This window comes from Novosphingobium sediminis, assembly GCF_007991615.1.
GTDB lineage: Bacteria > Pseudomonadota > Alphaproteobacteria > Sphingomonadales > Sphingomonadaceae > Novosphingobium > Novosphingobium sediminis.
In genome coordinates, this window is the sequence record NZ_BJYR01000024.1 from 17680 (window position 1) to 31572 (window position 13893).

General features: G+C 65.2%; 10 protein-coding genes. 3 read left to right on the top strand and 7 right to left on the bottom strand.

The features are described from left to right. Positions 1-107 precede the first annotated feature (107 nt). Positions 108-1439, top strand: coding sequence for an alpha/beta hydrolase family protein (locus NSE01_RS17365; RefSeq protein WP_147160916.1), 1332 nt, complete (start codon positions 108-110; stop codon positions 1437-1439). Here NSE01_RS17365 and NSE01_RS17370 read toward each other — a convergent pair whose 3' ends face one another. From NSE01_RS17370 to NSE01_RS17395, 6 genes are all read right to left on the bottom strand, one after another. Beyond that, positions 1440-2300, bottom strand: coding sequence for a PhzF family phenazine biosynthesis protein (locus NSE01_RS17370; RefSeq protein WP_147160917.1), 861 nt, complete (start codon positions 2298-2300; stop codon positions 1440-1442). A gap of 114 nt (positions 2301-2414) precedes the next feature. Beyond that, entirely contained in the window at positions 2415-3545 is a 1131-nt protein-coding gene (locus NSE01_RS17375) for a carbohydrate porin (protein ID WP_147160918.1), read from the bottom strand. A gap of 402 nt (positions 3546-3947) precedes the next feature. Further along, complete coding sequence (gene acs / locus NSE01_RS17380) at positions 3948-5888, bottom strand: acetate--CoA ligase (protein WP_147160919.1); 1941 nt, start codon at positions 5886-5888, stop codon at positions 3948-3950. Between the two features lie 74 nt (positions 5889-5962). Further along, positions 5963-6310: a hypothetical protein gene (locus NSE01_RS17385; RefSeq protein ID WP_147160920.1), complete on the bottom strand. Its 348-nt coding sequence runs from the start codon at positions 6308-6310 to the stop codon at positions 5963-5965. Positions 6311-6438: 128 nt separating this feature from the next. Further along, on the bottom strand, positions 6439-7722 hold the full coding sequence (locus NSE01_RS17390) for an aminotransferase class III-fold pyridoxal phosphate-dependent enzyme (protein WP_147160921.1): 1284 nt from the start codon (positions 7720-7722) through the stop codon (positions 6439-6441). Positions 7723-7742: 20 nt separating this feature from the next. After that, positions 7743-8420, bottom strand: coding sequence for a TetR/AcrR family transcriptional regulator (locus NSE01_RS17395; protein WP_147160922.1), 678 nt, complete (start codon positions 8418-8420; stop codon positions 7743-7745). Positions 8421-8639: 219 nt separating this feature from the next. On the opposite strand from NSE01_RS17395, the gene NSE01_RS17400 reads away from it, so the two are divergent. Together NSE01_RS17400 and NSE01_RS17405 are read left to right on the top strand one after the other, a co-directional pair. Continuing rightward, positions 8640-10856 carry a TonB-dependent receptor gene (locus tag NSE01_RS17400; RefSeq protein ID WP_246135271.1) on the top strand — a complete coding sequence of 739 codons (2217 nt, stop codon included), beginning with the start codon at positions 8640-8642 and terminating at the stop codon, positions 10854-10856. A 36-nt stretch (positions 10857-10892) separates the two neighbouring features. Further along, positions 10893-12632, top strand: coding sequence for an NAD(P)-binding domain-containing protein (locus tag NSE01_RS17405; protein ID WP_147160924.1), 1740 nt, complete (start codon positions 10893-10895; stop codon positions 12630-12632). On the opposite strand, the gene NSE01_RS17410 is transcribed toward NSE01_RS17405, so the two are convergent. Then, positions 12617-13777, bottom strand: coding sequence for an MFS transporter (locus NSE01_RS17410; RefSeq protein ID WP_147160925.1), 1161 nt, complete (start codon positions 13775-13777; stop codon positions 12617-12619). The two genes, NSE01_RS17405 and NSE01_RS17410, sit on opposite strands and share 16 nt — an antisense overlap. Positions 13778-13893: the final 116 nt, after the last annotated feature.

Sequence of the window (13893 nt, forward strand, 5' to 3'; positions counted from 1 at the left end):
GTCCAACCCCTCCGGACGTGAAGGCGCGCCCATGCGGTTTACCTGCATGGGCGCGTTTTTTTTCGCGCAGGCAGTCAAGTTACAGTGATCTTGCGGGAAGGAATGCGATGAAAGCTCTCTGGCGCCTTGTAGTTTCAGGACTTCTGCTGGCGGGAACGGCGCATGCCGAGCCGGTGCGGCAACCTTATGCGGTGCCGCCGCTGGATGCGCCGGAACTGGCGGCGCTCGGCACTTATGCAATCGGCACGCAGGCCATGGCGGTCGATGCGCCGGACAGTGTGGTGCTTTCAGCCACCGGCCTCGTCCGAACCACCCGAACGATCAAGGCGCGGGTCTGGTATCCGGCAGACGCGGCACCTGGCGCCGCGCGGGCGAGCTTTTCGCATGTTCTGCCAAAGCCCGATGGCACCGGCGGCCCCTTCGTCATTCCCAGCCTTGCGGTCGAATCCGCCGCCCCGCTCAAGGGCAAGCGCTTTCCGTTGGTGATCGTCTCACACGGCTACAACGGCTGGGACACATTCATGACCTGGCTGACCGAGAACCTTGCCACCAAGGGCTATGTTGTCGTCGCCATCGACCATGCCGATCAGCGCGTGGTGAACCCGGCGGACTTTCCGGTCTCCTTCGGCAATGTGCTGGTCCACCGCGCACGCGATGTGCGCATGGTGATCGACGATCTCACGCGCCGCGCCGGCAAGACCGGAGACGCGCTGGGGCAGGAAATCGATGCGGGCCAGATCGGCCTTGTCGGCTATTCGATGGGCGGGTTCGGCGTGCTGGGCGCGGCGGGCCTCGATTATGCGCCGACGAGCCCGGTGTTTGCGCAGCTGCCGGCACCTGCGCGCGACCAGTTGCTGGAAAGCCAAGCGGCTGGCAAGGCGATTGCCGCGCGGATCAAGGCCGTGGTCGCGCTGGCGCCATTTGGCGGCAGCCCGCCGGTTCGGGTCTGGTCGGAGGCGACACTTGCGGCGTTTGCCAAGCCAGTGCTGATGATCGACGGCGATCACGATGATATCGTCGATGCGCCGGGCGGCGTGACGTGGATCTTCGATCACATGGCAAGCAACCAGCGCAACTTCCTGCTTTACCAGAACGCGCGGCACAATGTTGGAGGCAACCCGCCGCCGCCCGAAGCCGACGCGGACTTCTCCACGCGCGAATACTTCGCCGAGCCGGTATGGCGCGCGGAGCGGATCAACGCGATCAACCAGCACTTCATCACCGCGTTCCTCGATCTCCACCTCAAGGGAGAAGCGGCGAAGCAGGCCTATCTCGACGTGACGCCGCCGCTCGCCGGTGACGGACAATGGCCGCTCGCGCCGTTCCAGAACGTGGGCGGCAAGCCTGCCTCGGCAGACCAGCCGAACTTCTGGCGCGGGTTCCAGCGGCGCTGGGCACTTGGCCTTGAAATGCGGACGGGCAAGCCAGCCGCGCGCTGATCAGTCGGGGAAGGCGGCCTCGCCCGTCGTCCCCGCAAACAGGGTCGCCGTCGCGCCGCCGACCCAGATTGGGCCGCCCGCTTCGTGCTCAATGCGGACGCGGCCCGAGCGGCCGAGGCGGGTGCCCTGCGTCGCGGTGTAGGGCGCTGAAACGTGGCCGAGGCGCAGCATCCATTCGGCGGCCGAGGCGTTGAGGCTGCCCGTGACCGGGTCTTCGATCAGCCCGCCATAGGGATCGCTGAAGATCGCGCGCACTTCGTAGGCGAAGGGGCTGCCTGCGGGATGCAGGCCGACAAGGCCGATATCGATGCGATTTGCATGCGAGCGCGCCGGTTCGACCGCGATCACCGACGCCGCATCCTTGAGCTGGATGCCGAGCCAGCCGGGGCCGTTGTCGATCCATTCGGCGGCGACGACATCGCTGGTGGCGATTCCAAGCACACCGCAGGCCTCCGCCAGCTTGTCCGCAGCGACGGGGCCTGAACGCAGCAGCGGCGGTGCGGCGAAGGCAAGGCCATCGGCTCCGCGCCGCACGTCGATCAGGCCTGCGCCGCATTGCTGCACGACTTTGCCTTCATGGCGCGGCTTTCCGCCCAGCGTAAGCCAAGCATGGGCCGAGCCGAGCGTGGGGTGCCCGGCGAACGGCAGCTCGCGGTCGAGCGTGAAGATGCGCACACGGTAGTCGGCCGCATCCGTGGTCGGCGGCAGGAGGAAGGCTGTTTCGGAGAGGTTCAGCCAGCGGGTGATGGCCTGGAGCTGCGCGGTATCCCGGTCGGCGTCGAGGGCGATCACCGCCAGCGGATTGCCCGTGAACGGGCTTTCACCGAAAACATCGACAAGCTGGAACGGGTACTGCGGCATGACTTCAACGACCTCGGCGCTGGGAATGGTGTGGGGCAGACCTTCACCGACGGGAGGCTGTTTGCAACGATGAAAATGTCGCGAGGCGGAGAGTATGCCTTTCGCGCGGGGCGCCTACTCCGGGATGGCGAGGCTGAAGCGCATACCGAGCACGAGCGTGTTGCGCGCGGTGTGATCCCAACCGGGATGGATCACGTATTGCAGATCGGGCTGGATGTTGAGCCATGGCGCTAGCTGGCGCTGCGCGGTGAATTCGAGGACCGTTTCGCCAAGGCGCGCGCGCTCTGGCGCGAACAGGGTTTGCTGCGCCGCCTCACCAAGCCGGGCATGTGCTGCTGCGACGCCGACCCGCCAATTGCCCAGCGTGGCAACCGCACCGCCGCCAAGATAGGCGGCAACCGGATTGGCGCGTGCATCGGCAATGCCGAAGCGGATCCATGCGCTGAGTTTGCGGGTCAGTGCGCCCTCGAGCATGGCGTAGGCTCCGCGCGAGACCGCTGGCGGCTTGGCCGGATCGAGCGCATCGAACCGCGTCGTATAATGCCATCCGCCCGCCTGCAGCAGCCATGTGCCGATGGGCAGACGCGTCTCCGCGATCAGCAGTGCGCCGGTCGTGCCGGGAAAGCGCACGGCAGCCTTGCGCGGATCATCGCGGGCGCCGGCCACCGCATCGAATGCACCGAGCGCGAGCGCCTTGCGCCCATACTGCAACCGCAGCACGAATGCCGAACTTGTCATCGGGAAGATCGAGGGACCGGCGAGGCCGCTTTGCGAGATATCGGGGCCGATCCCGAAGGCGCTGTTGACGAAGATCGCACCGGTGTTCTGGATATCAAATTCGGCGTTGAGATCTATGAGGCCGGCCTTGGCAGAGACGAAGTCGTTCGGCTTCCACTGCGCCCACGCTTCGTAGACGTGGGGCAGGGTATCGGCTTCGAGGCTGCTTACCGTCTGGTAGGCGCCGATGCGATTGCCGGAAAAATCCGGGCCATGGACGGCGATGAGATCGAGGTGCGCGGACAACGCGTCGAGGCCGACGACGGGACCTTTGAAATCGAGCCATGCATCGGCGCGGCCGACCAGGTCGGTGCCGCGGACTGGGCTCCCGGACGCGGCGGTGAGTACGTCAGCGGTGTAGGATGCGCCGAATTCCACCACCGATTGCGCTGCAGCCGGAGCAGGAACGGCAAGGCCGGTTGCGGCAAACGCAAGGGCGGCAAGGGCAAGGCGGGTGTATTTGGCCATCGCCGAACGGGATGGAATCAATGCGGATAAGATCGTCCTTCGCCGGGATCAGGGAAAGGGCGCAGCATCGCCGCAGCAATCGTGAAGGAATTGCGGCGGCAGGGCTAGCGGCCGCGCGGCTCTAAATTGTGCGCAAAGAGCAGGGTGTGCGCAATTTCATGATGACTCTGCTTCTTCAATGCGGTAATTCGGTAGGTGCATAACAAGTCGTTCACCCGGCGCGGCCTTGGGAGAGGATGCGTAAAATTGCACCGCGCCGGGTGTCCTGAATTGTTTTTCCCTGCATTTTCTGGACAAACGCACGAGCGTTGACTCGTGCGGCGGTGTGCCAAGCGCAGCACAAGCTGTGGCCTGAGACGGGCCTCTTGGGCCGGATCGTTTGCGCTCCGGCCCTTGTATGCGTCAGGCGTTGGGGCGGTTGGCCAGCAGGTTGTCCACGACAGACGGATCGGCCAGCGTCGATGTGTCACCAAGATTGCCGACGTCGTTCTCGCCGATTTTTCTGAGGATGCGGCGCATGATCTTGCCGGAGCGGGTCTTGGGCAGGCCGGGCGCGAACTGGATCACGTCGGGCGTGGCGATCGGACCAATCTCGTGGCGAACCCACTGGATCAGTTCCTTGCGCAGCGCCTCGTCCGGCTCGACATCGGCGTTGGTCGTCACGAAGGCGTAGATGCCCTGGCCCTTGATCTCGTGCGGCATGCCGACAACCGCGGCTTCTGCCACCTTGCTGTGAGCGACGAGCGCGCTCTCGATCTCGGCGGTGCCCATGCGGTGGCCCGAGACGTTGATGACGTCGTCGATGCGGCCGGTGATCCAGTAGTAGCCGTCCTCGTCGCGGCGGCAGCCGTCACCGGTGAAGTAGTGGCCGGGGAACGTAGTGAAATAGGTCTGGAAGAAGCGCTCGTGATCACCCCAGACGGTGCGCATCTGGCCGGGCCAGCTCTGTTCGATGACAAGGCAGCCGTCCGCCGCGCCTTCGAGCAGCTGGCCCTCGCCGGTGAGCAGGGCGGGCTTCACGCCGAACATCGGGCGGGTTGCCGAGCCGGGCTTCAATGCGGTCGCGCCCGGAAGCGGGGTGATCATCGCGCCGCCGGTTTCGGTCTGCCACCAGGTGTCGACGATCGGGCAGCGGCCTTCGCCGACGACCTTGTGATACCACTCCCAGGCTTCAGGATTGATGGGTTCACCGACCGAGCCAAGGAGGCGCAGCGACTGGCGGCTGGTCTTCTTTACCCACTCGTCGCCCTCGCGCATAAGGGCGCGCAGCGCGGTCGGGGCGCCGTAGAAGATCTCGACGCCGAACTTGTCGACCACCTGCCAGAAGCGGCTGGGGTCGGGGAAGTTGGGCACGCCTTCAAACATCACGGTCGTCGCGCCGTTGAGCAGCGGGCCGTAGACGACGTAGCTGTGCCCGGTGACCCAGCCCACATCCGCCGCGCACCAGTAGATCTGGCCGGGACGGTAATCGAAGACGTACTCGTGCGTCATCGAGGCCCACACGGAATAGCCGCCGGTGGTGTGGAGCACGCCCTTGGGCTTGCCGGTGGAGCCTGACGTGTAGAGGATGAACAGCGGATCTTCCGCGCTCATTTCCTCAGGCTGACAATCGGCGGACTGCGCCGCGATGCCGCTGGCCCAATCGACATCGCGGTCCGCAACGTGGGGCACATCGGCGCCGGTGTGCTTGAGGACAATGACCGTATCGACGCCCGGGCAGTGGGTGAGCGCTTCATCGACATTGGCTTTCAGCGGCACCTTCTTGCCGCCGCGCAGGCCTTCATCGGCGGTGATGACGAGGCGGCTGTCGCAATCGGTGATGCGGCCGGCGAGCGCATCGGGCGAGAAACCGGCGAAGACGATCGAGTGGATTGCGCCGATCCGCGCGCAGGCGAGCATGGCGACGGCGGCTTCGGGCACCATCGGCAGGTAGATCGTGACGCGCGAGCCGCGGGTGGCGCCGCGCGACTTGAGGAGGTTGGCGAAACGGCAGACGCTCTCGTGCAGTTCGCGGTAGGTGATCCGGCGGTCGGGCGTTTCCGGGCTGTCCGGTTCCCACAGGATGGCGATCTGGTCGCCGCGCTCAGCAAGGTGGCGGTCGAGGCAGTTGGCGGCGAGGTTGAGCGTACCGTCCTCGAACCAGCGGATGCCGAAGTCCGCCTCGTGGAAGCTGGTGGTGCTGACCTTGGTGAAGGGCTTGATCCAGTCGAGGCGCTTGGCCTCGGTCCGCCAGAACTCTTCCGGCTGCTCCAGCGACTGCGCATACATCGCCTGATAGCGCGCGTCGTCGATCAGGGCGCCCTTGGCCCAGCTCTCGGGAACCGGGTAGGTGGTCTGGCTCATGGGCGCTTCCTCTCGCAGCAGGTTGGATTTGGGCCGCTATAAGACGCAAGAGGCCGTGTTTGCCAAGCCTTGAATCAGGTTTTTGGCGTTGCTCTCCATGCAAGGAAGAAGCCGAGCCCGAGCAGCAGGTCGATGACGCCAAAACAGGCATCGAGTGCGCCAACGCGGTGTTGCGCAAAGAGCAGCAGGGTGGGCAAGCCGAAGACGAGCTTCTCGAACACCGAGGCGGCCATCAGCGGCCGATAGCGCACCGGGTCCGACGCGATGATCCAGAACACCGCCTGAAAGACAAGCGCGAGGCCGATGAAGCCGAGGTAGATATGCGGCTGTTCGGCTGGCCAGGGCGCGAAGTAGGCAGGCGTCAGGACGACGAAGCCATAGATGGCGGCGGCGCGGTAGAACTTGGCAATCCAGCTGGGCATGCGACTTTGCTAGCGCGAGAAGACCCCTCCGTCAGCCCTTCCTTCGACAGGCTCAGGATGAGCGGGGCTGCCACCTCCCCATTTGCCCCTTCGACAAGCTCAGGGGAAAAATGGGGAGGACCGGTCGGTCAGTGTGTGCCGGCCATGGCGGTGAGGAACATCAGGACCACCGGATGCGGCTCGATGCTGCCGATCTGCGCCCTGACCGATGCAAAGGCATCGTCAGCGGCGGCGAGAGCGAACTGGATGTCGGCCTCGGTCATCACCGCGCAGAAGAACATGTTGTGCCAGGGGTGGACGTAGACCCCGCGCTTCAGCATCGCCTCGCCCCACGCGAAGCCGGTGCGATAGTCGGGATCGTTGTCGAAGAGGATTTGCGGCATCTGGACAGGGCCGGTCTGGCGCAAAGCGAAGCCGTGTTTGGCGGCGAGCGCATCGAGGCCTTCGCGCCACATCGTGCCGAGGCGGACCGAGTTCTCGAGGTAGTCGCTTTCGCGCAGGATCCGCAGCGTTTCGACGCCTGCGGCCATCGGCACGGCGGCGAACCAGAACGAGCCGGTGACGTAGATGTGGCTAGCGCCCTCGCGGCAGCGGTCGTTGCCGAGGAGGGCGGAGATCGGGTGGCCGTTGGCGAAGGACTTGCCCCAGCAGCTCATGTCGGGCCGCACGCCAACGAGTTCCCAGCTGCAATCGCGGATGAGGCGGAAGCCCGCGCGCACATCGTCGACGATCAGCATGGCGCCGGTTTCGTCGCAGAGCTCGCGGGCGCGCTTGGCATAAGCGGGATCGGGCAGGGCCTGATCGATGAAGGCATCGTGCTTGAACGGCGAGGCGAAGATTGCGGCGAGGTCGTCACCCGCTTCGGCAACGGTCGCTTCGAGGCTGGCGACGTCGTTGTACTGGTACTTGGAAATGAACGCGCGCTCTTCGGGCACGATCCCGGCGGGCATCGGCGTGCACCACGGGGCGGCACCGTGGTAGGCGCCTTCCGCTACGAGGATGCGGCGCTTGCCCGTCTGGGCGCGGGCGGTGGTCATCGCCATCGTCGTGGCGTCGGTGCCGTTCTTGCAGAACATCGCCCAATCGGCGTGGCTGACCATGCCGACAAGCGCTTCGGCTAGGTCGACAAAATGCGCACTAGGGCCGGTCAGCGTATCACCCTTGGCGAGCTGTGCGACGGCCACGTCGTTCACTTGGCCGTTGTTGTAGCCCAGCAGGTTGGGGCCGTAAGCGCACATGAAATCGAGGTAGCGATTGCCATCGACGTCCCAAATATAGGCGCCTTCGCCGCGCTCGAAGAATTGCGGATAGCTGGCGGGGAGCAGCGTGGTCGCCTCGTGGCCGTACATGCCGCCGGGCACGACTTTCATGGCGCGCTCACGCAGGGCTTGGTCGGCGGCGTTGGTGGTCATCGGGCTCTCCCTATTCTGGTTCAGGCGGCTTGATCGGAAGCCGCGCGCAGCGGCAGGTATTCGGGCAGGAAAGTGCGGCAATAGGCCTCGCGCGCGCGGCGGGCCTGCTCTTCATAAGCATCGGTAATCACGCCATGGCGGTGAACCGACAGGGTCCAGATCGCGTCGTTGATCACGACCACTTCGATCAGGCGATCAATGAGGTCCGCGCTGGGGGAGATGTCGAATAGCTGGCAGAGCTCGGCCATGCTGCGCTGGGCGAGCACGCTGTCGTTCTCGAGATCGCGGGCGCGGATCGTGGCGGATAGGCCCGAGCCAAGCAGCAGGCGGCGCGCGGCGCCATGGGCGTTGTAGTGATCGCGCCCGTGGCCGTAGCGGGCGGCCATGTACTGCTGCCAAGAGGTAATGCCGGGCGGCAGGGGCAGGTCGAGCAGATCGACGAACTGGCGCGTGTAGCGTTCGGCGAGCGCGACGAAGACTTGCCCCGCATCCGGGAAGAAATGGTAGATCGAGGGGGCGGACAGCCTGGCTTCCTCGGCGAGCGTGTAGATGCTGATCGCCTCCGGCTCCATCGTCTCCAGTAGGCGGTCAGCGGAATCGAGGATCGCTTCGAAACGCTGCTGGCTGCGCTTCTGGCGCGGGCGGCGGATTGCATCGGCAGTGCTGGACGCCGCGGGCCGGGGAATGATCGTGACCATGCTGCAAGACTAGCACGCGGTGCAAACGGTTCAACCCAGTTTCGGATAAAAATCCGAATTTATATCAGATTCAGCTTGACGCCTCCGGCTCCTGCACGGCAGCTTCCGTTTCAAGGGGAAGAAAGCCGCGCGCCAGCGCCGCGGTGCCGAAGCGGGGAGATCACCATGCAGCAAGCCAATCGGAAGCGGTGTCTTGGAATGTTCCTTGCGGGGAGCGCGATGGCGCTCTCGGCGCCTGCGTGGGCCGAGGAGGCTGCACCGCCCGCGAAAGACGGCGGCGGCATCGCGGAAATCGTCGTCACTGCGCAGCGCCGCGCGCAGAACGTGCAGGACGTGCCGATCGCCATCGCGGCGATCAGCGGGGATTCGCTCACCGAAACCGGCATCCGCGATCCGCGCGATCTGACGCTGCTGGTGCCGAGCCTTTCGATGCAGGCGGGCACCGCGGCCTCCACCACATCGCTGTTCATTCGCGGCGTAGGCATCGGTGATTTCAATTCGAACACCACCGGCGCGGTAGGCGTCTACGTCGATGATGTGTTCATTGGCGCGAATGCGGGCAAGCTTTTCAACGTGTTCGATTCCGAGGGGATCGAAGTGCTGAAAGGGCCGCAGGGCACGCTCTATGGCCGCAACACAACGGCGGGTGCGATCCGCTTTGCCAGCCGCAAGCCGACGGACGAACTGAGCGGGGATGTCTCGGCGCTCTATGGCCGGTTCAACGAGGTGCAGATCGAAGCCGGGATCGGCGGTCCGATCGCCAAGGATCTTCTGAAGGTCCGCGTTTCGGGCTTCTACAACCGGCGCGACGGGACGACCTACAACCGGGTGACCGGCCACGGCGTCAACGATATCAACCTCTGGGCTGTGCGCGGGATCGCGGACTTTACGCCCGCGCCGAACGTGCTGCTGCGCCTCTCGGTCCATGGCGGCAACAACACCGGCGGCGCGCGGCAGTTTCAGCACCGCGGGCAGGGCGTCGATTTCTTCGGCAACCCGTCGTTCCTGCCCGATGGCACGCCGACTGACGCGTTCGGCTACGCGGATACCGACAACAACGTCTATGCGGGCGACTACAACGTTGAGGGCAAGGAGCGCATCGGCGTGTTCGGCGCCTCGCTGCTCGGCCAGATCGATTTCGGCGGCGTGCAGCTTACCTCGATCACCGCCTACGAGCAGGTCAACCGCGCGACGCTGGAAGACACCGACGCCAGCCCCAATGATTTCGTGGTAGCCTATTACGAAGACCGCCCGCGCCAGTGGAGCGAGGAACTGCGGCTGCAATCGACCGGCGACCGCAAGCTCAACTGGATCATCGGCGGGTACTATTTCCACGATAAACTGGCGACCGACAGCAGCTTCGATCTGCTGCGATCCTTGCGAGATCCCAATGACTTGCTCGGCACATTTGATCCGGTCAATTCGCTCGGCCTGCTGCGCTATCCCTATACCCAGCGCACCCGCAGCGTGGCGCTGTTCGGGCAGGCGGACTACAAGCTGACGGACAAGCTTACGGCGACCGTGGGCCTGCGCTGGTCGAACGACCGGATCAACATGGATTACCACAGCCTGTTCGACGCGGTTGGTGGTATCGTGCCGGTCAAGGCCTACTCGAACATCACCCTGCCGCTGCTCGATTTCAATGGCACCAAGTCGTTCCGCGACCTCTCGTGGGGGGCGGCGCTGAACTACAAGACGGGTGATACGCTGGTCTATGCCTCGTTCTCCAAGGGCTACAACAGCGGCGGGTTTGCCGGCGGCGCCTCGACCGATCCGCTGCAGTTGGTGCCGTTCAATTCGGAGAAGCTCTACGCTTACGAAGTGGGGCTGAAGACCGAACTCCTCGACCGCAAGGTGCGGTTCAACACCTCGGCGTTCTACTATGACTACCGCGATCTGCAGGTCTTCGTGTTCGATCTTACGGGGCCGATCCCGGTGCAGCGCAAGCTCAACGCGGGCAATGCCGAGATCTATGGCCTTGAGGCGGAGCTGACGGTGCGGCCAACCCGCAATCTCGACTTATTCGGCGCGGCGACCTTCATGCACAGTGAATACAAGAAGTTCGCGGCGCTCGGCGGGGTCAGCTACAACGGCAACCGGCTGGTCAATGCCCCCAAGTTCGCCTTCTCGGGCGGGATCAATTTGACGGTGCCGCTCAGCACTGGCGCGGCGATCAAGGCGCGCGTGGACGGCACCTATGTGTCCTCGATCGCGCTGTTCCCGGACAATGCGCCGAGCACCGAAGTGAAGGGCAACGGGCGGATCAATGCGCGGCTCGCCTATCAGGCGCCCTCGAAGATCTGGGAGGCGGCGCTGTGGGTGAAGAACCTCAACTCTTCGCGCTACATATCCTCAATTGCGCCAGTCATCACGCAGGACCAGATCAACTACAACGATCCGCGTACCTTCGGGGTCCAATTGGTCGCGCATTTCTGATCGGCGCACCGGAACAAGAAAAGGCAGAAATTCCTGATGCTTGACGTACATGGCTGGCTCGAGAAGTTCGGCGCGGCGCTGAAGGCGGGGGACGGCGCGGCCGTGGCGGGCCTGTTCCTGCCCGAGGGTATGTGGCGCGACTATCTGGCGCTTGGCTGGACGCTGGCGACGCATGAGGGGGCGGACGCGATCACCACGTTCGCCAATGCGCGGGGGGCCGCATCGGGCATCGGCCAGTTTTCCAGCGACGTGCCGGAAGGCGCGACCGAGGGCTTCATCACCTTCGAAACCACGCTGGGGCGCGGCGAAGGCTATGTGCGGCTGATGGGCGAACAGTGCTTCACGCTGCTCACCGCGCTCAAGGAACTCAAAGGCTTCGAGGAGCCTCTTCGCGGGCGCCGGAACTCCGGCGTGGTCGACGAAACGGGCAAGCGCACCTGGGAAGACGTGCGGCATGACGATGTGGAGCAGTGGAGCGAGAGCAATCCGCCCTACGTGCTGGTGATCGGTGCCGGGCAGGGCGGCCTCGCGCTCGGCGCGCGGCTCAAGATGCTGGGCGTGCCGTGCTTGCTGATCGACAAATACCCGCGCGTGGGCGACCAGTGGCGTTCGCGCTACAAGTCGCTGCTGCTGCACGATCCGGTGTGGTACGATCACATGCCCTACGTGCCGTTTCCCGATCACTGGCCGGTCTACACGCCCAAGCAGAAGATGGGCGACTGGCTGGAATACTACGCCGGGATCATGGAGCTGGGCATCTGGACCAGCACCGAATGCAAGGGCATTTCGCGCGATGCGGCCACCGGCAAGTGGCAGGTTTCGCTGGTGCGCGATGGCAAGCCGGTGACGCTTAGACCCGAACACGTGGTGATGGCGGTGGGCAATGCCGGCTTCCCGATCACACCGACCTTCCCGGGGCAGGAGACGTTCAAGGGGCACCAGTGCCATTCGAGCGCGCATCCGGGCGGGGAGGGGCTGGAAGGCCAGCGCGTGATCGTGGTCGGCGCGAACAATTCCGCGCACGATATCTGCGCCGATCTCGTCAGCCACGGCGCCGAGCCGGTGATGATCCAGCGCTCCTCGACGCTGATCGTGCGGCAGTCGAACATGGAAACGCTGCTGGCAGGAGCCTATTCTCAGAAGGCCTTTGATTCCGGGCTCACCACGGACAAGGCTGACCTTCTCGGCGCGTCGGTGCCGTTGCGGCTTGCCGAAAAGGTGAACAAGGCGACGTGGGATGCGCTGCGGGTATCGGAAGCGCCGTTCTACCAGCGGTTGACCGATGCGGGCTTCCAGGTCGATTTCGGGCCGGACGGCACCGGCATCGCGATGAAGTTCCAGCGCACGTCGTCTGGCTACTACGTCGATGTCGGCGCTTCGGAGATGGTTGCGGACGGGCGGATCAAGGTGCGCTCCGGCGTTACCATCGAGCGTATCGACGAGAAGGGCCTCGTGCTTTCGGATGGCAGCCACGAGCGGGCGGACCGCATCATCTACGCAACCGGTTTTGGCGACATGAAGCAGTGGGTCTCGCGCCTCATCAATCCCGAGGTGGCGGAGCGTATCGGCAAGACCTGGGGTTATGGCTCGGGCTTCCCCGGTGATGAAGGCCCGTGGGAAGGCGAGATGAAGAACCTGTGGAAGCCGACGGCGGAGCCGGGGCTGTGGTTCATGGCCGGAAACCTCGCGATGGCGCGTAGTTACTCGCAGTACCTCGGGCTTCAGCTGAAGGCGCGGTTCGAGGGGCTGCCGGTGGAGCCTTACGTTCCAGCGTAGGCGCGGGGCCGGAGACCGAGCGCCGCGCCGATCATGGCGAGGCCGAGGATGACTGCGGCGGAGCAGGCGATCAGCACCGTATCGATACCCTGAACTTCGATCAGCTGGCCCGCCACGGTCGGCAGGATCGCTGCGCCGAGGAGCTGTGCCGAGGCTGCGAAGGGTAGGCTGCGGCGGGTCGGGTCTGCTTCCAGCAGGAAGCCGGTGAGCGCAGGCGTGAGGACCATCCAGACAAAACCGTAGCCGACGACGAGGCTCCAGCCCATCATGCCATCGGCCCCGCGCAGGAATAGCAGCGCGACGATGAGGATGAGGCCGAGGCCGGTCACGACGGCCCGCAGCCCGGCATGGCCGCGTTCCCCGACGGCTATGGCGACCAGCGCGCCGACCATCTGGCCGACCATCGATGCAGTCAACATCGGTGCGATGCGTTCGGGCGCGATGCCACGCGCTTCCAGCCACAGGCCCATGTAGGCCCAGATCCCGACGACTGCGCCGACCAGCAGCGCCGACGCCAGAAGGCCGGTCCAGCCCGAAAGTGGTATCGCGCCCTTTGTTGCACCGGTTTCGGCGTGGGCCGCAGGTGCGATCCGCATCGGGACAAGCGGCAGGGTCAGCGCGGCGCACCCGGCAATCACCGCGAGGGCGTGTTGGACATCGGCTGCCGATCCGGGGGCCGCGGCACTCGCGAACCATTGCAGGATGGCGTACTGGCTCGCTGCCTGGAGGAAAAGGAACGCGGCGGCGGCTGCGTTTAGGCCCTTCGACCGAGCAATCGCACCCGCCGCGACACCGACAAGCAAGCCGCCGGCTCCCCCCGAGATCGCTCGCGCGAGCAGGAGCGGAACGGCGGCGGGCAGCAGGTTCGCCGCAATGGTCACGACGATGCCGATCAGCGCGACCATGCGCGCCGGCACGCGGGCGAGCAGCGCAATCCCGCCGGCGCTGCCCAGCGCGATTGCCGCGATCTCGATGGCCGCAAGGAGGCCGAGACTGGCCTCTCCAATCCGGCCTTCGTGGACATAGCCGCCATAAAGCAGCGGCTGTACGCCTAGGACGAGGAGCCCTGCGGCACCGATGAGCAGGCAGGCTCCAAGCGAAATGCGGCTGGGCGCGGGGCCGCTGAGTTCCTGCTGCGCCGCCATGCCAACCCCTCATTGATCCGATAATTATCCGGTTTATTGGGCAGTGCTGGTTTCAAGTCAAGCGCAGGCGCACCGGTGCGGACTGCGGCGCGTGGCGCTTACCGCTAGACGAAGTT